Source organism: Comamonas composti DSM 21721 (assembly GCF_000429845.1).
Classification (GTDB): domain Bacteria; phylum Pseudomonadota; class Gammaproteobacteria; order Burkholderiales; family Burkholderiaceae_C; genus Comamonas; species Comamonas composti.
In genome coordinates this window covers 133174-150328 of the sequence record NZ_KE386971.1, presented here as the reverse complement: position 1 = coordinate 150328, position 17155 = coordinate 133174, and the positions used below count along the sequence as shown (strand labels likewise).

General features: G+C 63.8%; 14 protein-coding genes. 8 read left to right on the top strand and 6 right to left on the bottom strand.

The features are described 5' to 3' along the window. Positions 1–66: 66 nt before the first annotated feature. Positions 67–1128: an AI-2E family transporter gene (locus G486_RS0117640; RefSeq protein ID WP_027016711.1), complete on the bottom strand. Its 1062-nt coding sequence runs from the start codon at positions 1126–1128 to the stop codon at positions 67–69. 29 nt (positions 1129–1157) lie between these two features. Then, positions 1158–2228 (bottom strand): phosphoribosylformylglycinamidine cyclo-ligase, encoded by a 1071-nt coding sequence (gene purM / locus G486_RS0117635; protein ID WP_027016710.1) that lies wholly within the window; start codon positions 2226–2228, stop codon positions 1158–1160. A gap of 294 nt (positions 2229–2522) precedes the next feature. Here purM and hda point away from each other — a divergent pair, with 294 nt between their 5' ends. The 4 genes from hda to folK are packed head-to-tail and all read left to right on the top strand — an operon-like array spanning position 2523 to position 6095. Then, positions 2523–3221 carry a DnaA regulatory inactivator Hda gene (gene hda, locus G486_RS0117630; protein WP_027016709.1) on the top strand — a complete coding sequence of 233 codons (699 nt, stop codon included), beginning with the start codon at positions 2523–2525 and terminating at the stop codon, positions 3219–3221. Between the two features lie 51 nt (positions 3222–3272). Continuing rightward, on the top strand, positions 3273–3974 hold the full coding sequence (locus tag G486_RS0117625; protein ID WP_027016708.1) for a histidinol-phosphatase: 702 nt from the start codon (positions 3273–3275) through the stop codon (positions 3972–3974). Beyond that, positions 3971–5599 (top strand): polynucleotide adenylyltransferase PcnB, encoded by a 1629-nt coding sequence (gene pcnB, locus G486_RS0117620; protein ID WP_027016707.1) that lies wholly within the window; start codon positions 3971–3973, stop codon positions 5597–5599. Before G486_RS0117625 ends, pcnB begins: the two co-directional genes overlap by 4 nt. Beyond that, positions 5583–6095, top strand: a complete 513-nt coding sequence (gene folK / locus G486_RS0117615) for a 2-amino-4-hydroxy-6-hydroxymethyldihydropteridine diphosphokinase (RefSeq protein ID WP_027016706.1) — start codon at positions 5583–5585, stop codon at positions 6093–6095. The genes pcnB and folK overlap by 17 nt, the downstream gene beginning before the upstream one ends. 80 nt (positions 6096–6175) lie before the next feature. Here the strand turns inward: folK and G486_RS0117610 are convergent, their stop codons facing one another. Then, positions 6176–6715, bottom strand: coding sequence for a hypothetical protein (locus tag G486_RS0117610; RefSeq protein ID WP_027016705.1), 540 nt, complete (start codon positions 6713–6715; stop codon positions 6176–6178). A gap of 169 nt (positions 6716–6884) precedes the next feature. Further along, a complete protein-coding gene (locus tag G486_RS22755; RefSeq protein WP_245587365.1) occupies positions 6885–7673 on the bottom strand; it encodes a GntR family transcriptional regulator in 789 nt (262 codons plus the stop codon). Between the two features lie 648 nt (positions 7674–8321). Between G486_RS22755 and ptsP the strand changes: the two genes are divergently transcribed. From ptsP to G486_RS0117580, 4 genes are all read left to right on the top strand, one after another. Beyond that, positions 8322–10877 (top strand): phosphoenolpyruvate--protein phosphotransferase, encoded by a 2556-nt coding sequence (gene ptsP, locus G486_RS0117595; RefSeq protein WP_027016704.1) that lies wholly within the window; start codon positions 8322–8324, stop codon positions 10875–10877. Between the two features lie 64 nt (positions 10878–10941). After that, positions 10942–12642: an N-acetylglucosamine-specific PTS transporter subunit IIBC gene (gene nagE / locus G486_RS0117590; RefSeq protein ID WP_027016703.1), complete on the top strand. Its 1701-nt coding sequence runs from the start codon at positions 10942–10944 to the stop codon at positions 12640–12642. A gap of 127 nt (positions 12643–12769) precedes the next feature. Next, positions 12770–13873: an N-acetylglucosamine-6-phosphate deacetylase gene (locus tag G486_RS0117585; RefSeq protein WP_027016702.1), complete on the top strand. Its 1104-nt coding sequence runs from the start codon at positions 12770–12772 to the stop codon at positions 13871–13873. Beyond that, complete coding sequence (locus G486_RS0117580) at positions 13866–14885, top strand: SIS domain-containing protein (RefSeq protein ID WP_027016701.1); 1020 nt, start codon at positions 13866–13868, stop codon at positions 14883–14885. The genes G486_RS0117585 and G486_RS0117580 overlap by 8 nt, the downstream gene beginning before the upstream one ends. 118 nt (positions 14886–15003) lie before the next feature. Here G486_RS0117580 and G486_RS0117575 read toward each other — a convergent pair whose 3' ends face one another. Both G486_RS0117575 and G486_RS0117570 read right to left on the bottom strand, forming a co-directional pair. After that, positions 15004–15972: a Bug family tripartite tricarboxylate transporter substrate binding protein gene (locus G486_RS0117575; RefSeq protein WP_027016700.1), complete on the bottom strand. Its 969-nt coding sequence runs from the start codon at positions 15970–15972 to the stop codon at positions 15004–15006. Positions 15973–16071: 99 nt separating this feature from the next. Continuing rightward, positions 16072–17121, bottom strand: a complete 1050-nt coding sequence (locus G486_RS0117570; protein WP_027016699.1) for a CDP-6-deoxy-delta-3,4-glucoseen reductase — start codon at positions 17119–17121, stop codon at positions 16072–16074. Between the last annotated feature and the right edge of the window lie 34 nt (positions 17122–17155).

Here is a 17155-nt window from a genome sequence, read left to right as displayed (position 1 = left end):
AGGAGCCGCCTCGCGGCGAAGGCCTCATCCCCTGTGCAAGGGGGAGGCGCACAGCGCCTCAGGGGGTCAAACCAGTCCTTTCGCTTCCAGCTCTTTCTTGAGATAGGCGTAGAACAGCGGGGCCGCGACCAGGCCTGCAGGGCCGAAGACCGATTCGGCCACGAACATCACGGCCAGCAGCTCCCACACGCCCATATGCGTGCGCTGGCCTACGACCTTGGCATTGATCACGTACTCGGCCTTGTGGATCAGGATCAGAAAGCCCAGGCAGGCCGCCGCCGCAATCGGTGAGACCGACAGACCGACGATGGTGATCACTGCATTGCACAGCAGGTTGCCCACGATGGGGATCAGCCCTGCGACAAAGGTCAGCGTGATCAGGGCCGGCGTATAGGGCAGGGGCAGGCCCCAGAGCGGCAGGATGGCAAGCAGGAAAATCGCCGTCAGCAAGGTGTTGAAGGCCGCGATCCAGAACTGGGCGGCAATGATTTGCTTGAAGGCCAGGCCCATGAGGTGGATGCGCTGGCCGAGTGCGATAGAAAGTGGCGCACTGCGCCGCGCAATCGGACGTACGGCAGCCAGGGCACCGATGATCAGGCCCACATAGGCGTGCAAGAGACCGGTCAGCCAAGCCCGGCCCGCATTGGCCAGCATGCCGGCCTTGGTGCCCAGGTAGCTGGCCAGCAGATGCTGGATTTCCTGGGCGCCGTCGGGCAACTGGTCGGCCATGTCCACGGGCAGCTTGTCGCGCAGCTCAAGCACGGTGCGCGCGAGGTAGTCAAGCAATTCCTTGTATTGCTGGGGTGCCTCGGTGATGTAGCTGCGCGTATGCGAGAGCGCGCTGCTCAGCAGGATCAGCGGGGCGAGTATGACCACGGCCGTGGCGATCACCTGGGCCCAGTGCGGCAACTGGCGCGCGCGCCGTGCCCGTGGCTGCAGGCGCCACAGCATGCCGGCCAGGCTGCGCGTAATCACAAAGCCCACGCAAACGCATAACAGACCTGGGAGCAGGCCTTGCCACATGATGAGCAGCAAGCCGGCTGCCATGAGCAGGTAACTGGCTATAACTACGTTGCGTGGAGGGGCAGGTTCGCCGGTAACCAGGGGTGAGGGCAGGTGTTGCGACATGCGCAGCCGTAGCTTGGAGTGGAGGTCTTTTAGTTTACTTCCACGGGCTGGCCGGTACCTCGGGCTGCGATGCGGCCAATGGTGTGCACGGATTCGCCGAGCTCGCGCAGGGTGGAGGCCACGGCCTCGGCGGACTGTGCCGAGACCACGATCACCATGCCTATGCCGTTGTTGAAGGTGCGGTTCATTTCCACGGCATCGATGCCGGCGGTCTTTTGCAGCCAGGCGAACAGCTCGGTCTGGGGCCAACTGCCGGCATCCAGATGGGCGGCCAGGCCTTCGGGCAGGACGCGCGGAATGTTCTCCAGCAGGCCGCCACCCGTGATGTGTGCCAGGGCCTTGATGCCGCCGGCCGCCGAGTCATGGGGATGCTTGGCCAGGGCTGTGAGCACGTTCTTCACGTATAGGCGCGTAGGCTCCATCACGGCCTGTTTGAAAGGCTGGCCGTCCAGCGTTTCGGGCAGACCGCCCTGGGCCAGAGCACGCTCTATGCACTTGCGCACCAGCGAAAAGCCGTTGGAGTGAACGCCGCTGGAGGCCAGGCCCAGCACCACATCGCCTGCAGCGACGCCCTGGCCGTTGAGGATCTTGGACTTTTCCACCGCACCCACGGCAAAGCCTGCGAGGTCGTATTCGCCGTCGGGGTACATGCCCGGCATCTCGGCGGTCTCGCCGCCTATCAGTGCACAGCCCGAGAGCTCGCAGCCCTTGGCAATGCCGCCGACCACGGCTGCTGCCGTGTCCACATGCAGCTTGCCGCAGGCAAAGTAGTCGAGGAAGAACAGGGGCTCGGCGCCCTGGACCAGCACGTCGTTGACGCTCATGGCCACGAGGTCGATGCCCACGGTGTCATGCATATTCCACTCGAAGGCCAGCTTGAGCTTGGTGCCCACGCCGTCCGTGCCCGAGACCAGCACGGGCTCCTTGTAGCGCTTGGGCACTTCGAACAGGGCTCCAAAGCCGCCGATGCCGGCCATCACGCCTTCGCGCAGGGTTTTCTTGGCCAGGGGCTTGATGCGCTCGACCAGGGCGTCGCCCGCATCGATGTCAACGCCGGCGTCTTTGTAGGAAATAGGGGTAGAAGGGGCAGTGGAGCTCATGAGTGGATGCTATGCAAAAGGCCACAAGGGGTCGGGCCTTGGACCCCGTGATTCTACGGCGAGCACTCTGGCGCGGCGCAGTTGCCATGGGTTCAAAGGGCTTTGCCCCTCAGTGCAGACTAAAATCCCCTGCGCGGCGACTCAAGCATATGTGCTGCCGCAAGTCCCGCAGCCGGCCTGTGCCCTGCGGACCTGACCTTGTTTCATTCTGATGCCGTCGAAGTTTCTTTTGCCAGCCATTGACGCATGGACCTGCCTGAGCGTAGCAAGGGGGGCGCTGCGCGCATGCCGCAAATGAAGCAGTTGGCGCTTGATATCAGCATGGCTTCGAGCCCAACGCTGTCGCGCTTTTTCGTGGGGCCCAACGAGGCCTTGATCGATTATTTGCGCCACTGGGTCGGAGATGGCTGTGCGCAGACTGCACGCTCTCCCGTGCCCACGTATCTGTGGGGTGAGTCGGGTTCGGGCAAGACGCATTTGCTCAAGGCCGTGCGCCAGGCGCTGCAGGAACAGGGCACCATGGTCGGCTGGATGGATGCAAGCATGCCCTTCCCGCCCTTGTTCGACGAGCGCTGGGCAGCCGTGCTCATGGACGATGTGGATATTTACACACCACTGCAACAGGCTCGCGCCTTTAATTGGTTTGTGAATGCCACGAGCCCCGCAACGGGCTCGCCACGCTGGGTGCTGGCTGCAGGCCAGTTGCCACCGGCGGATTTGAAACTGCGCGAGGATTTGCGCACGCGGCTGGGCTGGGGTCATGTGTTCCAGCTGCAGTTGCTTGACGAGACCGCGCGCCGCGCGGTGTTGCGCCAGGAGGCCGAGGCCCGTGGCGTTTTTCTGGGCGATGATGTGATGGACTATATGCTCAAGCGCTTTTCGCGCGATCTGGGCAGTCTGATGCAGCTGCTCGACATGCTCGACGGCTTTGCACTGCGCAACAAGCGTGCGATCACGATTCCATTGCTCAAGACCATGCTGGAAACCGAATGAGCCTGCGCACCGTTTGCGACAGGCTGCGCGGGGCGCTTTTTTAGGATTTGAATGACTTCTGATCAGAAGCTGTCGCGGCCACAACTGGCTTTGTTCGACCTGGACCACACTTTGCTGCCGCTGGACTCGGACTACGAGTGGGGCGAGTTCACGACCCGCATCGGCTGGACCGATGCGGCCGAGTTCGGCCGGCGCAATGCCGAGTTTTTCGCGCACTACCAGGCAGGCACGCTCAATGTGCACGACTATGTGCGCTTTGCCACCGAGGCCTTTTGCGCGCGCAGCGCGGCCGAGGCCGGGGCAGCGCACGAGCGCTTCATGCGCGAGGTGATCGAGCCCGCGATCAAGCCCCGGGCGCTGGAGCTGCTGCGCAGCCACCAGGACGCGGGCCATGAGGTGGTCATCGTCACGGCCACCAACGAGTTCGTGACCCGCCCCATTGCCAAGGCACTGGGCGTGGAGCATTTGATCGCCGTGGAGCTGCAGCGCGATGACAAGGGCTGGTTCACCGGCGAGATCTCGGGCACGCCCAGCATGCGCGAGGGCAAGGTCGTGCGCGTGGAGCAATGGCTGAAGAGCCGGGGGCTGACGCTGGCCGAGGTGGAAAGCCACTTCTACAGCGACTCCTGGAACGACGTGCCCCTGCTCGAACGTGTGGAGCACGCCGTGGCCACGAACCCCGATGCGCGGCTGCGCGCGCTGGCCGAGCAAAAGGGCTGGCGCATCCTGGAACTGTTTGGCGAGGCAGCATGATCAAGACCTTCATAGACAAGCTGCTGGGCAAGGCGCCTGCCGCATCGCGCGCGCGCAAGCCGCGTTTCGGCAAGCGCGAGCAAGTGCCCGTGCAGGTGCACGGCATCGACCCCAACCTCGTGGACCGGCGTGCCGTCGATGTCGTGCAGACCCTGCAGGACGCGGGCCATGAGGCTTACATCGTGGGTGGCGCCGTGCGCGACCTGCTGCTGGGTCTGAGGCCCAAGGACTTCGACGTGGCCACGAACGCCACGCCCGAGCAGGTCAAGCAGCTGTTCCGCCGCGCCTTCATCATCGGCAAGCGCTTTCGCATCGTGCACGTGGTCTATGGCCGCGGGCGCGAGCATGAGGTCATCGAAGTCTCGACCTTCCGCGCCTTTCTGGACAACAGCCAGGCCGAGGCCGTGAGCGGCAACGAGCGCACCAGCAAGGCCCAGCTGGCCGGCATGCAGCATGCGGTGGATGCCAGTGGCCGCGTGCTGCGCGACAACGTCTGGGGCCCGCAGGACCAGGATGCCACGCGCCGCGACTTCACCATCAACGCCATGTATTACGACCCAGCCACGCAGGTCGTGGTCGACTACCACAAGGGCATTGCCGACGCGCAAAAGCGCGTGCTGCGCATGATTGGCGATCCGGCCGCGCGCTACCGCGAAGACCCGGTGCGCATCATCCGCGCCGTGCGCTTTGCGGCCAAGCTGCAGGCCAAGGGCTTCAAGCTCGATGCCAAGACCGCCAAGCCCCTGGTCGAATGCGAGCCCCTGTTGGCCGATGTGCCGCAAAGCCGCCTGTTCGACGAAATGCTCAAGCTGCTGCAGACCGGTCATGCGCTGGCCTCGGTCAACCAGTTGCGCCACCTGGGCCTGTCGCGCGGCATTTACCCGCTGCTGGACCTGGTGGTGGAGCGCGCCGATCACCCGTTCGTGCAGGCCGCGCTCGCCGATACCGATCGCCGCGTGGAGGAAGGCAAGCCCGTGGCCCCGAGCTTCTTGCTGGCCTGCGTGCTCTGGGAAGACGTGCGCAAGGGCTGGGAGGCGCGCATCGAGCAGCGCTACCACACCCATCCTGCGCTGCAGGAGGCGATCGACGAGGTGTTCGACCAGCGCATAGGCGATGTCTCGGGCCGCGGCAAGCTGGCCGCCGACATGCGCGAGATCTGGGTCATGCAGCCGCGCTTCGACAAGCGCACGGGCGCCACGCCGTACTCCATGGTGGCCCAGCCGCGCTTTCGCGCCGGCTTCGACTTCATGCGCCTGCGTGCCGACATCGGCGAAGTCGAGGAAAGTCTGGGCAGCTGGTGGCAGGAATTCCAGCAGGCCGACGATGCGCGCCGCGACGATCTGATCGCCCAGGCGCGCGACGAGCAGCGCGCGCGCCAGCGCAGCGCCGAACCCAAGGTGCACCGCGTGCCCAAGGGCGAAGCTCCGGCCCGAGGTGAGGGCAAGAGCAATGCCAAGGCCCGTGCCAGGCCCGAGGCCGATGAGCTGCAGACCAGCCCCTTGCCCGTGGAGGACGGCGCAGCGCCCAAGAAGCGCCGCCGCCGCAGGCGCAAGCCCGGCTCCGGCGAGGCCGGCGGCCAGGACGAAAGCCTGCAGCTTCAGGGCGGCCATGGCGCTGCCGACTGAGGCTGCCGTCCACGAGACCGTGGCCATAGGCCTGGGCGCGAACCTCGGCGACATGCGCAGGGTTCTCGCCGAGGCCGTGCAGGCCATTGCGCAGTTGGAGCAGACCCGGCTGCTGGCCGTCTCCTCGCTGTACCGCACGGCGCCCGTGAATGCGGGCGGCGATGATTATCTGAACGCCGTGGCGCTGGTGCACACGCGCATGCAGCCGCTGGCCTTTCTGCACAGCCTGCAGGCCCTGGAAGAGCGGGCCGGGCGCGAGCGGCCCTACCGCAATGCGCCGCGTCCTCTGGACCTGGATATCGAGCTCTGGGGTGGGCGGCACATGGATGCGCCCGAGCTGCAGATCCCCCACCCGCGCATGCATGAGCGGGCTTTTGTGCTCGTGCCGCTGGCCGAGATCGCGCCCGGATGCGTCACGCCAGCCCAGCTGCAGGCCGTGGCCGGCCAGCGCATCGAGGTCTGGCTTGCTCAGGGGTGGGAGAATTCATCAATTTGATAGCGGCTAGCGCTTGACCTGTCTCGAATTTCACTATGTTTATGGCTGAAATCGAATACTGACAAGCGCTGGCAGCTCACTTATTTGCCTAGCTTGGCGGCCATATCCCGCTGGCGCTGCATGAGCTCCAGGAGCTGCTCGGCGTAGAGATCGCAGAAGTCGCCTTCGAGCTCGCTGACATCATCGTCCATGACCAGCACGGTCTTGCCCTCAGCGCTCATCCCCCAGATGCGGCCGCCGTCTCCCATGATCTTGAGCAGGGGCAGGACCCCTGTCACACCGGCATCGGCGAGTTGCTGCTGGGCCGTGGAGATGCGCGCCCACTCGGGCAGGTCGGGCGTGTCTATGCCCAGAAAGATCAGGCCGCGCCAGAAGGTCCAGGCCGGCCCCACCGAGTACAGCTTGGCCTGGGGCCAGACCTCCTCGCGGGCCTGCAGGCACAGGCCGTTGGTTCTTTTGGAGAACGCCAGGATCTCTGCAGGCATTGCAAAGCCGGCCCTGGCCTCGACAGCGGCCACGGCGGCATCATCGGGAGCAGGGGCTGCGACCACATGAAAGACATCGCCATCGATGGGTTCGAGAATGTCCCAGATACGGGCGTGAAATTGTTCGGGAGTCATGCTTGGGGGCTGAGATGGGATGAGATGCGATCAGAAACTGTAAGCAGCGCATGCGCGCGTGGCGCAATGCTAATGCCTTCAAGTCAGCATGGAGAAAGCCGAGGTTACCGCTGAGGAACTTTGGCTTTGCGGATCGCTTGCTGCCCGGCTCCGAAACCAAGGCCGGCGGTTACTTTGCCGGCTGCGCCTGCCCGGGTGCGCCACTGCCTGCGCTCCAGTTGCGCGGACTCGATCGTAGGGGAAATGGAATCAGCCCGCAGAACTCGTTGAGGCAATAGCCTGCGGTCCACTCCACGGGCTGCTCGTCATGGCTGTAGCCGGTACGGATGACCAGCAGCAGAGGCTCGCCTGGGCCGATGCCCAGCCGGGCCGCGACCTGTTCGGTGGCGACGATGGCCTGCAGCTGCTCGCTCACCCGCAGCACGGGCTTGCCAATCTTGTCCAGGTAGGCATAGAGCGACTCGCCGATCATGCTGGCGTCGGGAAGGATTGGCGCCGGCAGTGTGCTCACGTCCATCCAGTAGGTCTTGCCGCCGGCTTTGCGCAGCCTGGTCAGCCTGACGACTTCATCGCACTGTGTGATGCCCAGGGCGCAGGCTTCGTCAGCCTCTGCGCGGCGGCGCTCGAAGCTCAGCAGCTCGCTGTGAGGAACCAGGCCATGGCGCTGGGCGAGTTCGCTGAACCTGTCCACCCGGGCAGGTTGGTGGACGGCCAAGGGCGTGATGAAGGTGCCTGCCCCCCGGCTGCGAATGACAAGGCCTCGTTCGGCCAGAAGCTGCAGTGCCCGCCTGGCCGTGACTCGCGAGATGCCCAGGGCGTCGACCAGCATGCGCTCCGAGGGCAGTGCCTCGCCGGCCTTCCATTGGCCTGCCTGTATGGCCGAGATCAGCTTGCGGGAAAGCTGAAGATACATGGGCGTGCTGCTCCCCGTGTCGGGCTTGAGTGAAAGCGAAAGCATTCGCGCATTCATTGCATATTCCCTGCGAAGCCGGGTTGAACGTACTGGCCGAGGCCCCGCGCCATATATTCTTGCTGGACTGTTATTGGCCCGCATGAAGTCCCGATTAATGAATGGGTATCAGATTGCTCAAAGAATACCCGGTAATTACCCTTGCAGGGAGCTGCGGTAGGCTGTTTGTGCACTTGCTTGGCCATTGATGGTTTGTGGAAAATTCCATTTGAATACCACTTTTAATACCATTTTTTGAAATGAATTCCGATCATCTTGTTAAAGATGATCTCAATATAAAGATTCGATTCAAGATTTTGAAAACTAGCGTTTTATTTGTCACTAATGGTTAAATGCTCACAACTCTCCGATGGTGAGGGTGCATGGGGAAAGCGATTCCCCAAAGCAGGGCGGCTGGATGTTTTTGCTGTCAAAGCCCTGATCCGTGCTGATGATTATTATTTTAAATGGATATCAATAATCCGTTCTATTTTTCGATATTGAATGGTGATGTAGATACCAATGAATACCATATTGAATTCAATGTTTTCAAATGCTATCTGGAATGGGTTGTAATAAGAGCGAATAACCATCCAGCCCGCATGTGGCATGCATTGATCGTGCATGCCCGGCTTTGGGCGAATGACAGGAAAAGAAATGCCCGAGTCCCATAATGAGTTGGTATTGATTGCTCCGTTAAGTGGTTTGCTGGCTCCGTTATCCCAGGTGCCCGACCCCGTCTTTTCGAGCGGCATGCTGGGCCCCGGCCTGGCCATAGATCCCACCTCGGCTGAACTGCTTGCGCCCTGCGATGGCCGGATTACCCAGCTTGCGCGTACCGGCCATGCGCTCACGCTGACGGCGGCCAATGGAGCGCAAATCCTGTTGCACATAGGTATCGACACGGTCAAGCTGCGCGGCCAGGGGTTTGAGCCTTGCGTTGCTGAGAACGATCTGGTGCAGGCCGGCGATGTGCTCATACGCTTCGATGCCGACCGCATCGCTGCGACTGCACCCAGCCTCATGACGATGCTGGTGCTCGGCAATGGCGAGGATTTCAGCGTGGCAAAGAGCGTCGGCCCGGCCGTGGTGCAGGCCGGCAGGGGCGAAGTGCTGCGCATATGCCCGAAGTCTGCAGAGTCCGCTGCGCCCCCCGCACCGCCTGCGCTGCAGGCCTTTGCTCCGGCAAGCATCCGCCGCTCGTTTGCCTTGGCCTGTCCTGGCGGTCTGCATGCACGCCCTGCAGCCAGGGCCATGGCGGTGGCAAAAGCCTTTGATGCCGATGTGCTCCTGCACTACCAGGGGCGCCAGGCCCGCATGAGCAGCCTGGTGGAGCTGCTCAACCTGGGAGCTGGCGAGTCGGCCACTCTCGAACTGGTGGCCGGCGGTGTGGACGCCGCAGAGGCTGCCAGTGCGGTGATCGCCGAGCTGCAGCGCCAAGCGGCTGGAGAGGCCGATACCCTGCCCGGGACCCCTGATGCTGGCCGGACGCAGCCTGCGCTTGCCGGGCACGGGCCTGTGGTGGCTGCGCCCGGCATCGCCGTGGGATCGCTGTTCTGGTGGAGTCCGGCAGAATTCGAGCCTGCCGAGGCCGGACAAGGTCTGGAGCATGAACGCCAGGCGCTGAGTCAGGCCCTGGAGCAGGCCCATGCGCAATTGGCGCAGGCCATTGCCCAGGCCGAGCGCCAGGGCGCAACTGGCGAGGCCGGGATCTTCGCCGTCCATCGTGCCTTGCTCGAAGATCGCACGCTGCAGTTGCAGGTCGATCGCCTGATCGCTGCCGGCAAGAGCGCAGGCTTTGCATGGCGCCAGGCCATGCGTGATCAGGCAGCGGCCCTGTCGGCGCTCGACGAGCAAAGGCTGGCCGAGCGCGCCAGCGACATGCGTGATCTGGAGCAGCGTGTTCTGCGCTGCCTGATGGCCGAGCCCGGCCAGCCTGGGCAAGAGGCATTGAGGTTGCCCGAGGGCGAGGCCAGCGTGGTTCTGGCAGCGCACGAGTTCATGCCTTCGGATCTCATAGGGCTGGATGCGTCACGCGTGGTCGCCCTGCTGATGGCGGGTGGTGGGCCCACATCGCATGCGGCCATCATTGCGCGTCAGCTGGGCCTGCCCTGCCTGGTTGCCGTGGGCAGCGGGCTGGGGCAGGCGGCTGGGGGCACTGAAGTCATCGTCGATGCGGACAACGGCCGGCTGGACCTGCTTCCCGATGCTGCAGCCCTCTCCAGTGCCAGAGCGCGTGTGCAGCAGCGCCAGTTGCGCCGCGAGGTCGAGCGCGAGGCTGCTCACGCGCCGGCCGTGACGCGCGATGGTCAGCGCATCGAGGTCGCGGCCAACATCGGCAGCCTGGAGGATGCCCGTCAGGCCGTGGCCCATGGTGCCGATGCCGTAGGCCTGCTGCGCACGGAGATGCTGTTCATGAGTCACAGGCATGCGCCCACGATCGCCGAACATGCGCAGACATGCCAGGCCATCGTCGATGCCCTGGGCGGGCGCAGCGCCATCATCCGTACGCTGGACATAGGTGCCGACAAGCAGGTGGGCTATCTGAGTCTGCCGCACGAGCCCAACCCGGCGCTGGGCCTGCGCGGCATCCGCCTGGCCCGGTGGAGCCCGCAACTGCTCGAAGACCAATTGCAGGGGCTGCTGTCATTGCGCACCCCGGGGCCGCTGCGCATCTTGCTGCCCATGGTGACCGAGGTGGGCGAGCTCATTGCCTTGCGCGAGCACATTCTGCGGCTGGCCAAAAGCATGCGCGGCGCCCAGCCCGTGGAGCTGGGGGTGATGGTGGAGGTCCCATCCGCAGCGCTGCTCGCGGATCAATTGGCCGAGCATGCGGACTTTCTCTCCATAGGAACCAATGATCTGACCCAGTACGCACTGGCCATGGACCGCTGCCAGCCGGAGCTCGCCGATCGTCTCGACGGCCTGCACCCCGCCGTGCTGCGCCTGATCGAGGCCACGGTGCGGGGTGCGGCACGGCACAAGCGCTGGGTTGGTGTCTGCGGCGCGCTGGCAGGCGATCTGCTGGCGGTGCCGATCCTCGTCGGGCTGGGGGTTGCCGAGCTGTCGGTCGATGCGGGTCTTGTACCCGGCGTCAAGGCACGCCTGCGCAGCCTCTCGCAGGACGAGTGCCGAGAGCAGGTCCAGTCCCTGCTGAACCTGCCTTCGGCCCAAGCGGTGCGGGCGCAAAGCCGGCAACGCTGGCCGTCATGAGAAAAGCTGAGGACTCCATGTCAACTGCCACGGGCCTGGGTGCCCACAAGCAAAGGAGACTTTGATGAAGCTAAACCTGCTTGCCAAGGTGCAGCGCCTTGGCGCCACCTTGATGCTGCCGATTGCGGTGCTGCCTATCGCAGGCCTGCTGCTGCGTCTGGGCCAGCCCGATGTGCTGAACATCGCGCTCATGGCCCAGGCCGGCGATGCGGTCTTCGCCAACCTGGCCTTGTTGTTTTCCATAGGTGTGGCCGTTGGCCTGGCAAAGGACAACAACGGAACGGCGGCACTGGCCGGCACCATTGGCTATCTGGTGCTGACGGCCGTGCTCAAGACCATGGACAAGTCGCTCAACATGGGCGTGCTGGCCGGTATTTTGACGGGGGTGATCGCGGGCCTGCTCTACAACCGCTATAGAAACATCACACTTCCCTCGTATCTGGGGTTCTTCGGGGGCAAGCGCTTCGTGCCCATTGTGACGGGGCTGGTCTGCCTGGTGCTGGGCATTGTGCTGGCCTACATCTGGGCCCCCGTGCAGGCGGGTATCAATGGCGCAGGCACCTGGCTGACCACGGCAGGTCCCATAGGCGCCTTTGTGTTCGGTGCGCTGAATCGGCTGCTGGTGATGACGGGCCTGCACCATGTGATCAACACCTTGACCTGGTTTGTGTTCGGCTCCTACACGGACCCGAATACCGCTGCTGTGGTCACGGGTGACTTGCATCGCTACTTCGCGGGCGACAAGACCGCCGGCACCTTCATGACGGGGTTCTTCCCGGTGATGATGTTCGGCCTGCCGGCTGCCTGCCTGGCCATGTACCACGAAGCCCCGCGTGAACGACGTGCCGTGGTCGGCGGCTTGTTGTTCTCCATGGCGCTGACCTCGTTTCTGACCGGTATCACCGAACCTGTTGAGTTCAGTTTCATGTTTCTGGCGCCCTTGCTCTACGGCCTGCATGCAGTGCTGACAGGGCTGTCCCTGGCCATCTGCGAGCTGCTCAACATCCACCTGGGGTTCACTTTCTCGGCAGGTGCCATCGACTATGTGCTGGGCTACGGGCTGTCGAGCAATGGCTGGATGGCTCTGCCTTTGGGAGCTGTGTACGCCCTGGTCTATTACACGGTTTTCCGGTTTTGCATCCGCCGCTTTCGGTTGCTGACTCCGGGCCGTGAGCCGGTTGCTGCAACAACGGCCGAGCCGGAGGCGGTCAAGCCAGCATCCGGCCGCAGTCAGGCCGAAAGCTATGTTCTGGCCCTGGGTGGCACAGCCAATCTGCGCGAGGTCGACTCCTGCACGACACGCCTGCGTCTGAGCGTGGTCAACGCCGACAGCGTTTCGGAGTCCAGGCTCAAAGCCCTGGGCGCCGTGGGCCTGCTGAGGCTCACTCCCCAGGCCGTGCAGGTGGTGATCGGGCCTCAGGCCGAGCGCATTGCCGACGAAATTCGCGCCTTCATGAGCCTGGATGAAGCGCTCCAAGAGCAGACCAAGGCCGCCGCGAATGACGCGCAGCCGGTAGCTCCTGCATTGGTCCAAGGCATACCCATGGAGGCTCGCCACTGGATAGAGACTCTAGGGGGCTTGGCCAATATCGTCAGTGTTGATCAGGTCGCTGGCAGCCGTCTGCGCGTCGTGGTGCGCAAGCGCCCGGCAGGGGAGGTCAGCGGGCTGATGTGGGTGGCTGATGACACGGCGCATATCGTGCTTGGACACTCTGCGGATGAATACGCCGCAGCTTTCGAGCGCGCCCTGGCCGGCAAGCCGTGAGTGTTTTATGCAGGGCCGGAGCTTTTGCTGGCCCGCAGTTCTTGCAAAGGAGTAAATCCATGACACGTAGTGCAGCGGCGCTGCCCTCCATCCACGCGGTGCCGGGCCTGGTGTTCCTGGAGATGATATGAAGGGCAATATTCTCACGCCCCGGGGCTGGGTTCTGGGGCAGATCCATACGGGAGAGGATGGACGCATTGCGCGCATAGAAGGAGTTTCGGCTGTGCCGGAGCGCAATGACGCACCCTATGTGCTCCCCGGCTTTGTGGACCTTCTCAACCATGGGGGAGGCGGGGCCGACTTCATGGATGGTGAACAGGCCGTGCCCGGCATTTTGCGCACCCATGTACGCTTTGGCACGACCAGTCTTCTGGGCAGCACCATGACTTCGCCGTATTCCGTGCTGCTGCCCGCGCTGCAGCAACTGGAGAGAGCGGGCCGTGAACGGCCCAAGGGTGCGGCGCGCATGCTGGGCGTGCATCTGGAGGGACCCTACATCAACCCCGGCAAGCTGGGCGCCCAGGCCGATGCCTCGGCAATGGCCACACGCGAAGAGGTGGAGCAGTATTTGGCGGCGGCCCCGATCCGGGTCGTCACCTTGGCGCCCGAACTGCCCGGCCATCTGGACATCATTGCTTTGCTGGCACGGCGCGGCGTGCGGGTTCAGCTCGGGCATACGCTGGGTAGTTACGAGGACGCAGTCGCTGCGCTGGCGCATGGCGCGAGCGGCTTCACGCATCTGTTCAACGCCATGACGGCGCTGCAGCACCGGGCGCCGGGCATGGTGGCTGCGGCTCTTGCACATGCCGAGTTCGCGGAGCTGATTCCCGATCTGCTGCACGTGCATCCGGGGGCCATACGGGCAGCACTGCGCGCAATTCCGCGCCTGTATGCAGTGACCGATGCCACGGCGGCTGCCGGCATGCCCGATGGCAGCTATCACCTGGGCGATCAAACCGTGTTCAAGACCCGGGGCAGCGTGCGTCTGGCCGACGGCACGCTGGCAGGCAGTGCGCTGACCATGGATCAGGCACTGCGCAATTTTGTGGCTCTGGGCCTGGATGTAGAGGATGCATCGCGGCGCGTGTCGCTTTATCCGGCCCAGTACCTGGGCCTGGCCGACCGAGGGGTGCTGGCTGCCGGAGCCTGGGCCGATGTCACGGTCCTGAGTCGCGAGCTTGAAGTGATGGCCGTCTATGTGGAAGGGGAATGCTGTGTCGAAAATGCTTGAGGAGGCGCGCAGCGCCCCGGGCGTGGTTGCTGTCCAGTTGGAGCAGATTGGCTTGGTCAGTGCGTTCGTTCAGGAGCTGGCAGGCCAGAACTTGTCCGTGGTGCTTACGGTGGCGCGCGGCAGCTCGGATCATGCTGCGGCCTATTTTGCAGGTTTGGTCATGAGTCGGCTGGGGCTGCCTGTGGCCTCTTTGCCCATGTCCACGGTTACCCTGCATGACAGTGTCATGAAGGTCCACGGGCAGTTGGCCGTGGCCTTTTCGCAGTCGGGACGCAGCCCGGATTTGGTGGAGACCATGCAGGCCCTGCGCCGTGAGGGCGCGGCCACGCTGGCCCTGGTGAATATGCCGGACTCGCCTTTGGCCAGGGCCTGTGCCTACAGCCTGCCTCTGGCCGGCGGGGTGGAGCACAGCGTGGCGGCGACCAAGAGCTATATCGCCATGCTTTCCATGTCTGCCTTGCTTGTTGCGCATCTGGAGCATGAGCGTTATGGGCATACGCAGCTGCTTGATGCGCTGGCCTCTTTGCCGGCCGCTTTGCTTGTGGCTCTGGAGCAGGACTGGTCGGCGCTCGCGCATGAGCTGGCGGGTGTCGAGAAAATGATGGTCGTCGGGCGCGGAAGCGGGCTGGGCATTGCCCAGGAGGCGGCGCTCAAGCTCAAGGAAACTTCGGGCATACAGGCCGAGGCTTTTTCCGGCGCCGAGGTGCGGCACGGCCCCATGGAGATCATCGACAAGGACTATCCACTGCTGGTGTTCGCACCGCGTGGGCCCGAGCAAATGGGCTTGCTCGCCTTTGCCTCGGAGATGCGCTCGCGTGGCGCAAAAGTGCTGCTGGCCGCACCTGCAGGCACCCCCCAGGTCGCATTGCCGATCGCCGAGACAGCCCATGTGCTGCTGGATCCGATCTCGGCCATACAGAGCTTTTATCCTGCGGCCGAGCAACTCGCGCGTGCGCGAGGGCGCGAGCCTGATGAACCCCGGCATTTGCGCAAGGTCACGGAGACACGTTAAGAGCGGCTGACACGACCCGGCAAACCGCAGGTTTGCGGTGTCGCGTCTCGTATCCCATCCCGCAAAGACACTGGCGCGCCGCGAGGAGATCGTGAACACGCTCTCAGCGGATCATGCATCAATCCACTTGCGCGCCCGAAGCCTTGACGATGCTCTGGTATTTGGCGCGCTCGGCGGCCATGAATTTGTCGAACTCGGCTGGAGTCGAGCCTACGGGCTCGGCCATCAGGGCTTCGAAGCGGGTTTTGGTCTCGGGCGCCTTGAGCGCCTCGGTAAACGCCTTGCTGAGCTTTTCCAGGACCGGCTTGGGCGTTGCTGCGGGCGCAACCAGTCCCCACCAGGTGTCTATGGCAAAGCCTGGAAAGGTCTGGGAGAGTGCCGGTACGCCGGGCAGCAGCGGCGAGGTGTTCAATGAGGTCACGGCCAGGGCCTTGAGCTTGCCCGACTTGATGTTGGGCGCGGCTGCAGCCAGGTTGTCGATGTTGAAGTCCACCTCGCCCGACAGCAGCGCCAACTGAGCCGGATTGGCACCGCGATAAGGCACGTGGAGGGCAAAAATGCCGGCCTTTTGCTTGAGCATCTCGCCAGCCAGATGGCCCGAGCTGCCGTTGCCGCCACTGCCGTAGTTGAGCTTGCCCGGATGGGCCTTGCCATAGGCGATCAGGTCGGCCACGGAGCCGATCCCGAGCTGCTCGGCACGCGCTGCGTTCATAACCAGCACATTGGGCACGCGCACCATTTGTGTGATGCCTGCAAAGTCCTTGCTCGCGTCGTAAGGCATGCGCGCGTAAAGCCAGGGGTTGACCGCATGTGTGGCGGTGGCTGCAAGACCGATGGTCAAGCCGTCCGGTGCGGCCTTGGCGATCGCATCGGCACCGATATTGCCGCCCGCGCCGGCCTTGTTGTCGATGATGACCACGCCCAGGGATTCGCGCACGCGCTCGGCCAGGGCTCTGGAGGTGATATCCAGAGGCCCGCCAGGTGCATAGGGAACGATGAGACGTACGGGCTCTTGAGCCAGGGCAAGAGGAGAGGCCAGGGCAGCCATGGCTGCGAAGACCGAGAGAAGGCTGTTTCTACGGTTCATGGGGCGCTATTGTGCAAAAAAATTGCCAGGACTGTTTCTTTATGAAACCTCATTGCAATTTTTTTGCATCCCGTATGCGCTGAGGACATGAGTGCGCTGTCAGAGCTTGTCGGCCTCGCTGGTGAAGGCATCGGCGAAGAACTCTTCCTCGGGAAGATGGCGCTCGGCGGTGAAGCTGCTGCGCGCGGAGTCCACGACGATGGGTGCGCCACAAGCATAGACCTGGTGGCCAGAGAGGTCGGCAAAGTCGTCGAGCACGGCCTGGTGCACAAAGCCCGTGCGCCCGCTCCAGCCGTCTTCGGCCAGGGCGTTCGACACCACGGGCACATAGCTCAAGCTGGGCATGGCTGCTGTCTGCGCACGCATCCAGCCGTCCATGTACAGGTCGGCAGGTCGGCGACCGCCCCAGTAGAGCACGGTGGGGCGCTGGATCTGCTTGTGCTGCATGTGCTCGATCAAAGCCTTGACTGGGGCAAAGCCTGTGCCCGAGGCCAGGAGGATCATGGGTTTGTCGCTGTCCTCGCGCAGGAAGAAGCTGCCAAACGGGCCTTCCACGCGCAGGATGTCTTTTTCCTTCATTGAGCCGAAGACGTGGTCGGTGAACTTGCCGCCAGGCATGTGACGTATGTGCAGCTCAATTCCGGGGGCAGTGTCCTGGAAGTGCGGCGCCGTAGCCATGGAATAGGCGCGGCGTGCACCGTCGCGCAGTATGAATTCCACGTACTGGCCTGCGTGATAGCGGAATTTGTCCGCCGCAGGCAGTTGCAGGCGCAACTGCATGACGTCGTGCGACTGGGGTGTGAGGGCTGCAACGCGCACCGGCATTTTCTTGATCGGATAGGCGCTCGCATCCGTGACCTGGCGCGACTCCAGAACCACGGGTGTATGCGGCGTGGCACAGCAGGTGAGCACAAAGCCGGCGGCCTCTTCGTCGGCGGACAAGGCCTTGTCGGAGTGGTGGGCGTGGGTGACTTCGCCGCTGACCTTTTTGCATTTGCAGGAGCCGCAGGCTCCGTCCTTGCAGCCGTATGGCAGGCCCACGCCGGAGCGTATGGCCGCAGCCAGAATGGTTTCGCCAGCCTGTGCAGTAAAGGCCCGGCCGCTGGGCTGGACAGCGATATCGTAGGAGTTGTTCGCAATCTCGCTCATGTTCTCTGTATCCTTGGGGCGTTGAAACGCCTTG

Coding starts and splice junctions, on each gene's coding strand:
- G486_RS0117570 (WP_027016699.1), bottom strand. CDS start 17,121: ATGAGCGAGATTGCGAACAACTCCTACGATATCGCTGTCCAGCCCAGC.
- G486_RS0117625 (WP_027016708.1), top strand. CDS start 3,273: ATGACTTCTGATCAGAAGCTGTCGCGGCCACAACTGGCTTTGTTCGAC.
- purM (WP_027016710.1), bottom strand. CDS start 2,228: ATGAGCTCCACTGCCCCTTCTACCCCTATTTCCTACAAAGACGCCGGC.
- nagE (WP_027016703.1), top strand. CDS start 10,942: ATGAAGCTAAACCTGCTTGCCAAGGTGCAGCGCCTTGGCGCCACCTTG.
- G486_RS0117575 (WP_027016700.1), bottom strand. CDS start 15,972: ATGAACCGTAGAAACAGCCTTCTCTCGGTCTTCGCAGCCATGGCTGCC.
- G486_RS0117610 (WP_027016705.1), bottom strand. CDS start 6,715: ATGACTCCCGAACAATTTCACGCCCGTATCTGGGACATTCTCGAACCC.
- G486_RS22755 (WP_245587365.1), bottom strand. CDS start 7,673: ATGCTTTCGCTTTCACTCAAGCCCGACACGGGGAGCAGCACGCCCATG.
- pcnB (WP_027016707.1), top strand. CDS start 3,971: ATGATCAAGACCTTCATAGACAAGCTGCTGGGCAAGGCGCCTGCCGCA.
- ptsP (WP_027016704.1), top strand. CDS start 8,322: ATGCCCGAGTCCCATAATGAGTTGGTATTGATTGCTCCGTTAAGTGGT.
- folK (WP_027016706.1), top strand. CDS start 5,583: ATGGCGCTGCCGACTGAGGCTGCCGTCCACGAGACCGTGGCCATAGGC.
- G486_RS0117585 (WP_027016702.1), top strand. CDS start 12,770: ATGAAGGGCAATATTCTCACGCCCCGGGGCTGGGTTCTGGGGCAGATC.
- G486_RS0117640 (WP_027016711.1), bottom strand. CDS start 1,128: ATGTCGCAACACCTGCCCTCACCCCTGGTTACCGGCGAACCTGCCCCT.
- G486_RS0117580 (WP_027016701.1), top strand. CDS start 13,866: ATGCTTGAGGAGGCGCGCAGCGCCCCGGGCGTGGTTGCTGTCCAGTTG.
- hda (WP_027016709.1), top strand. CDS start 2,523: ATGAAGCAGTTGGCGCTTGATATCAGCATGGCTTCGAGCCCAACGCTG.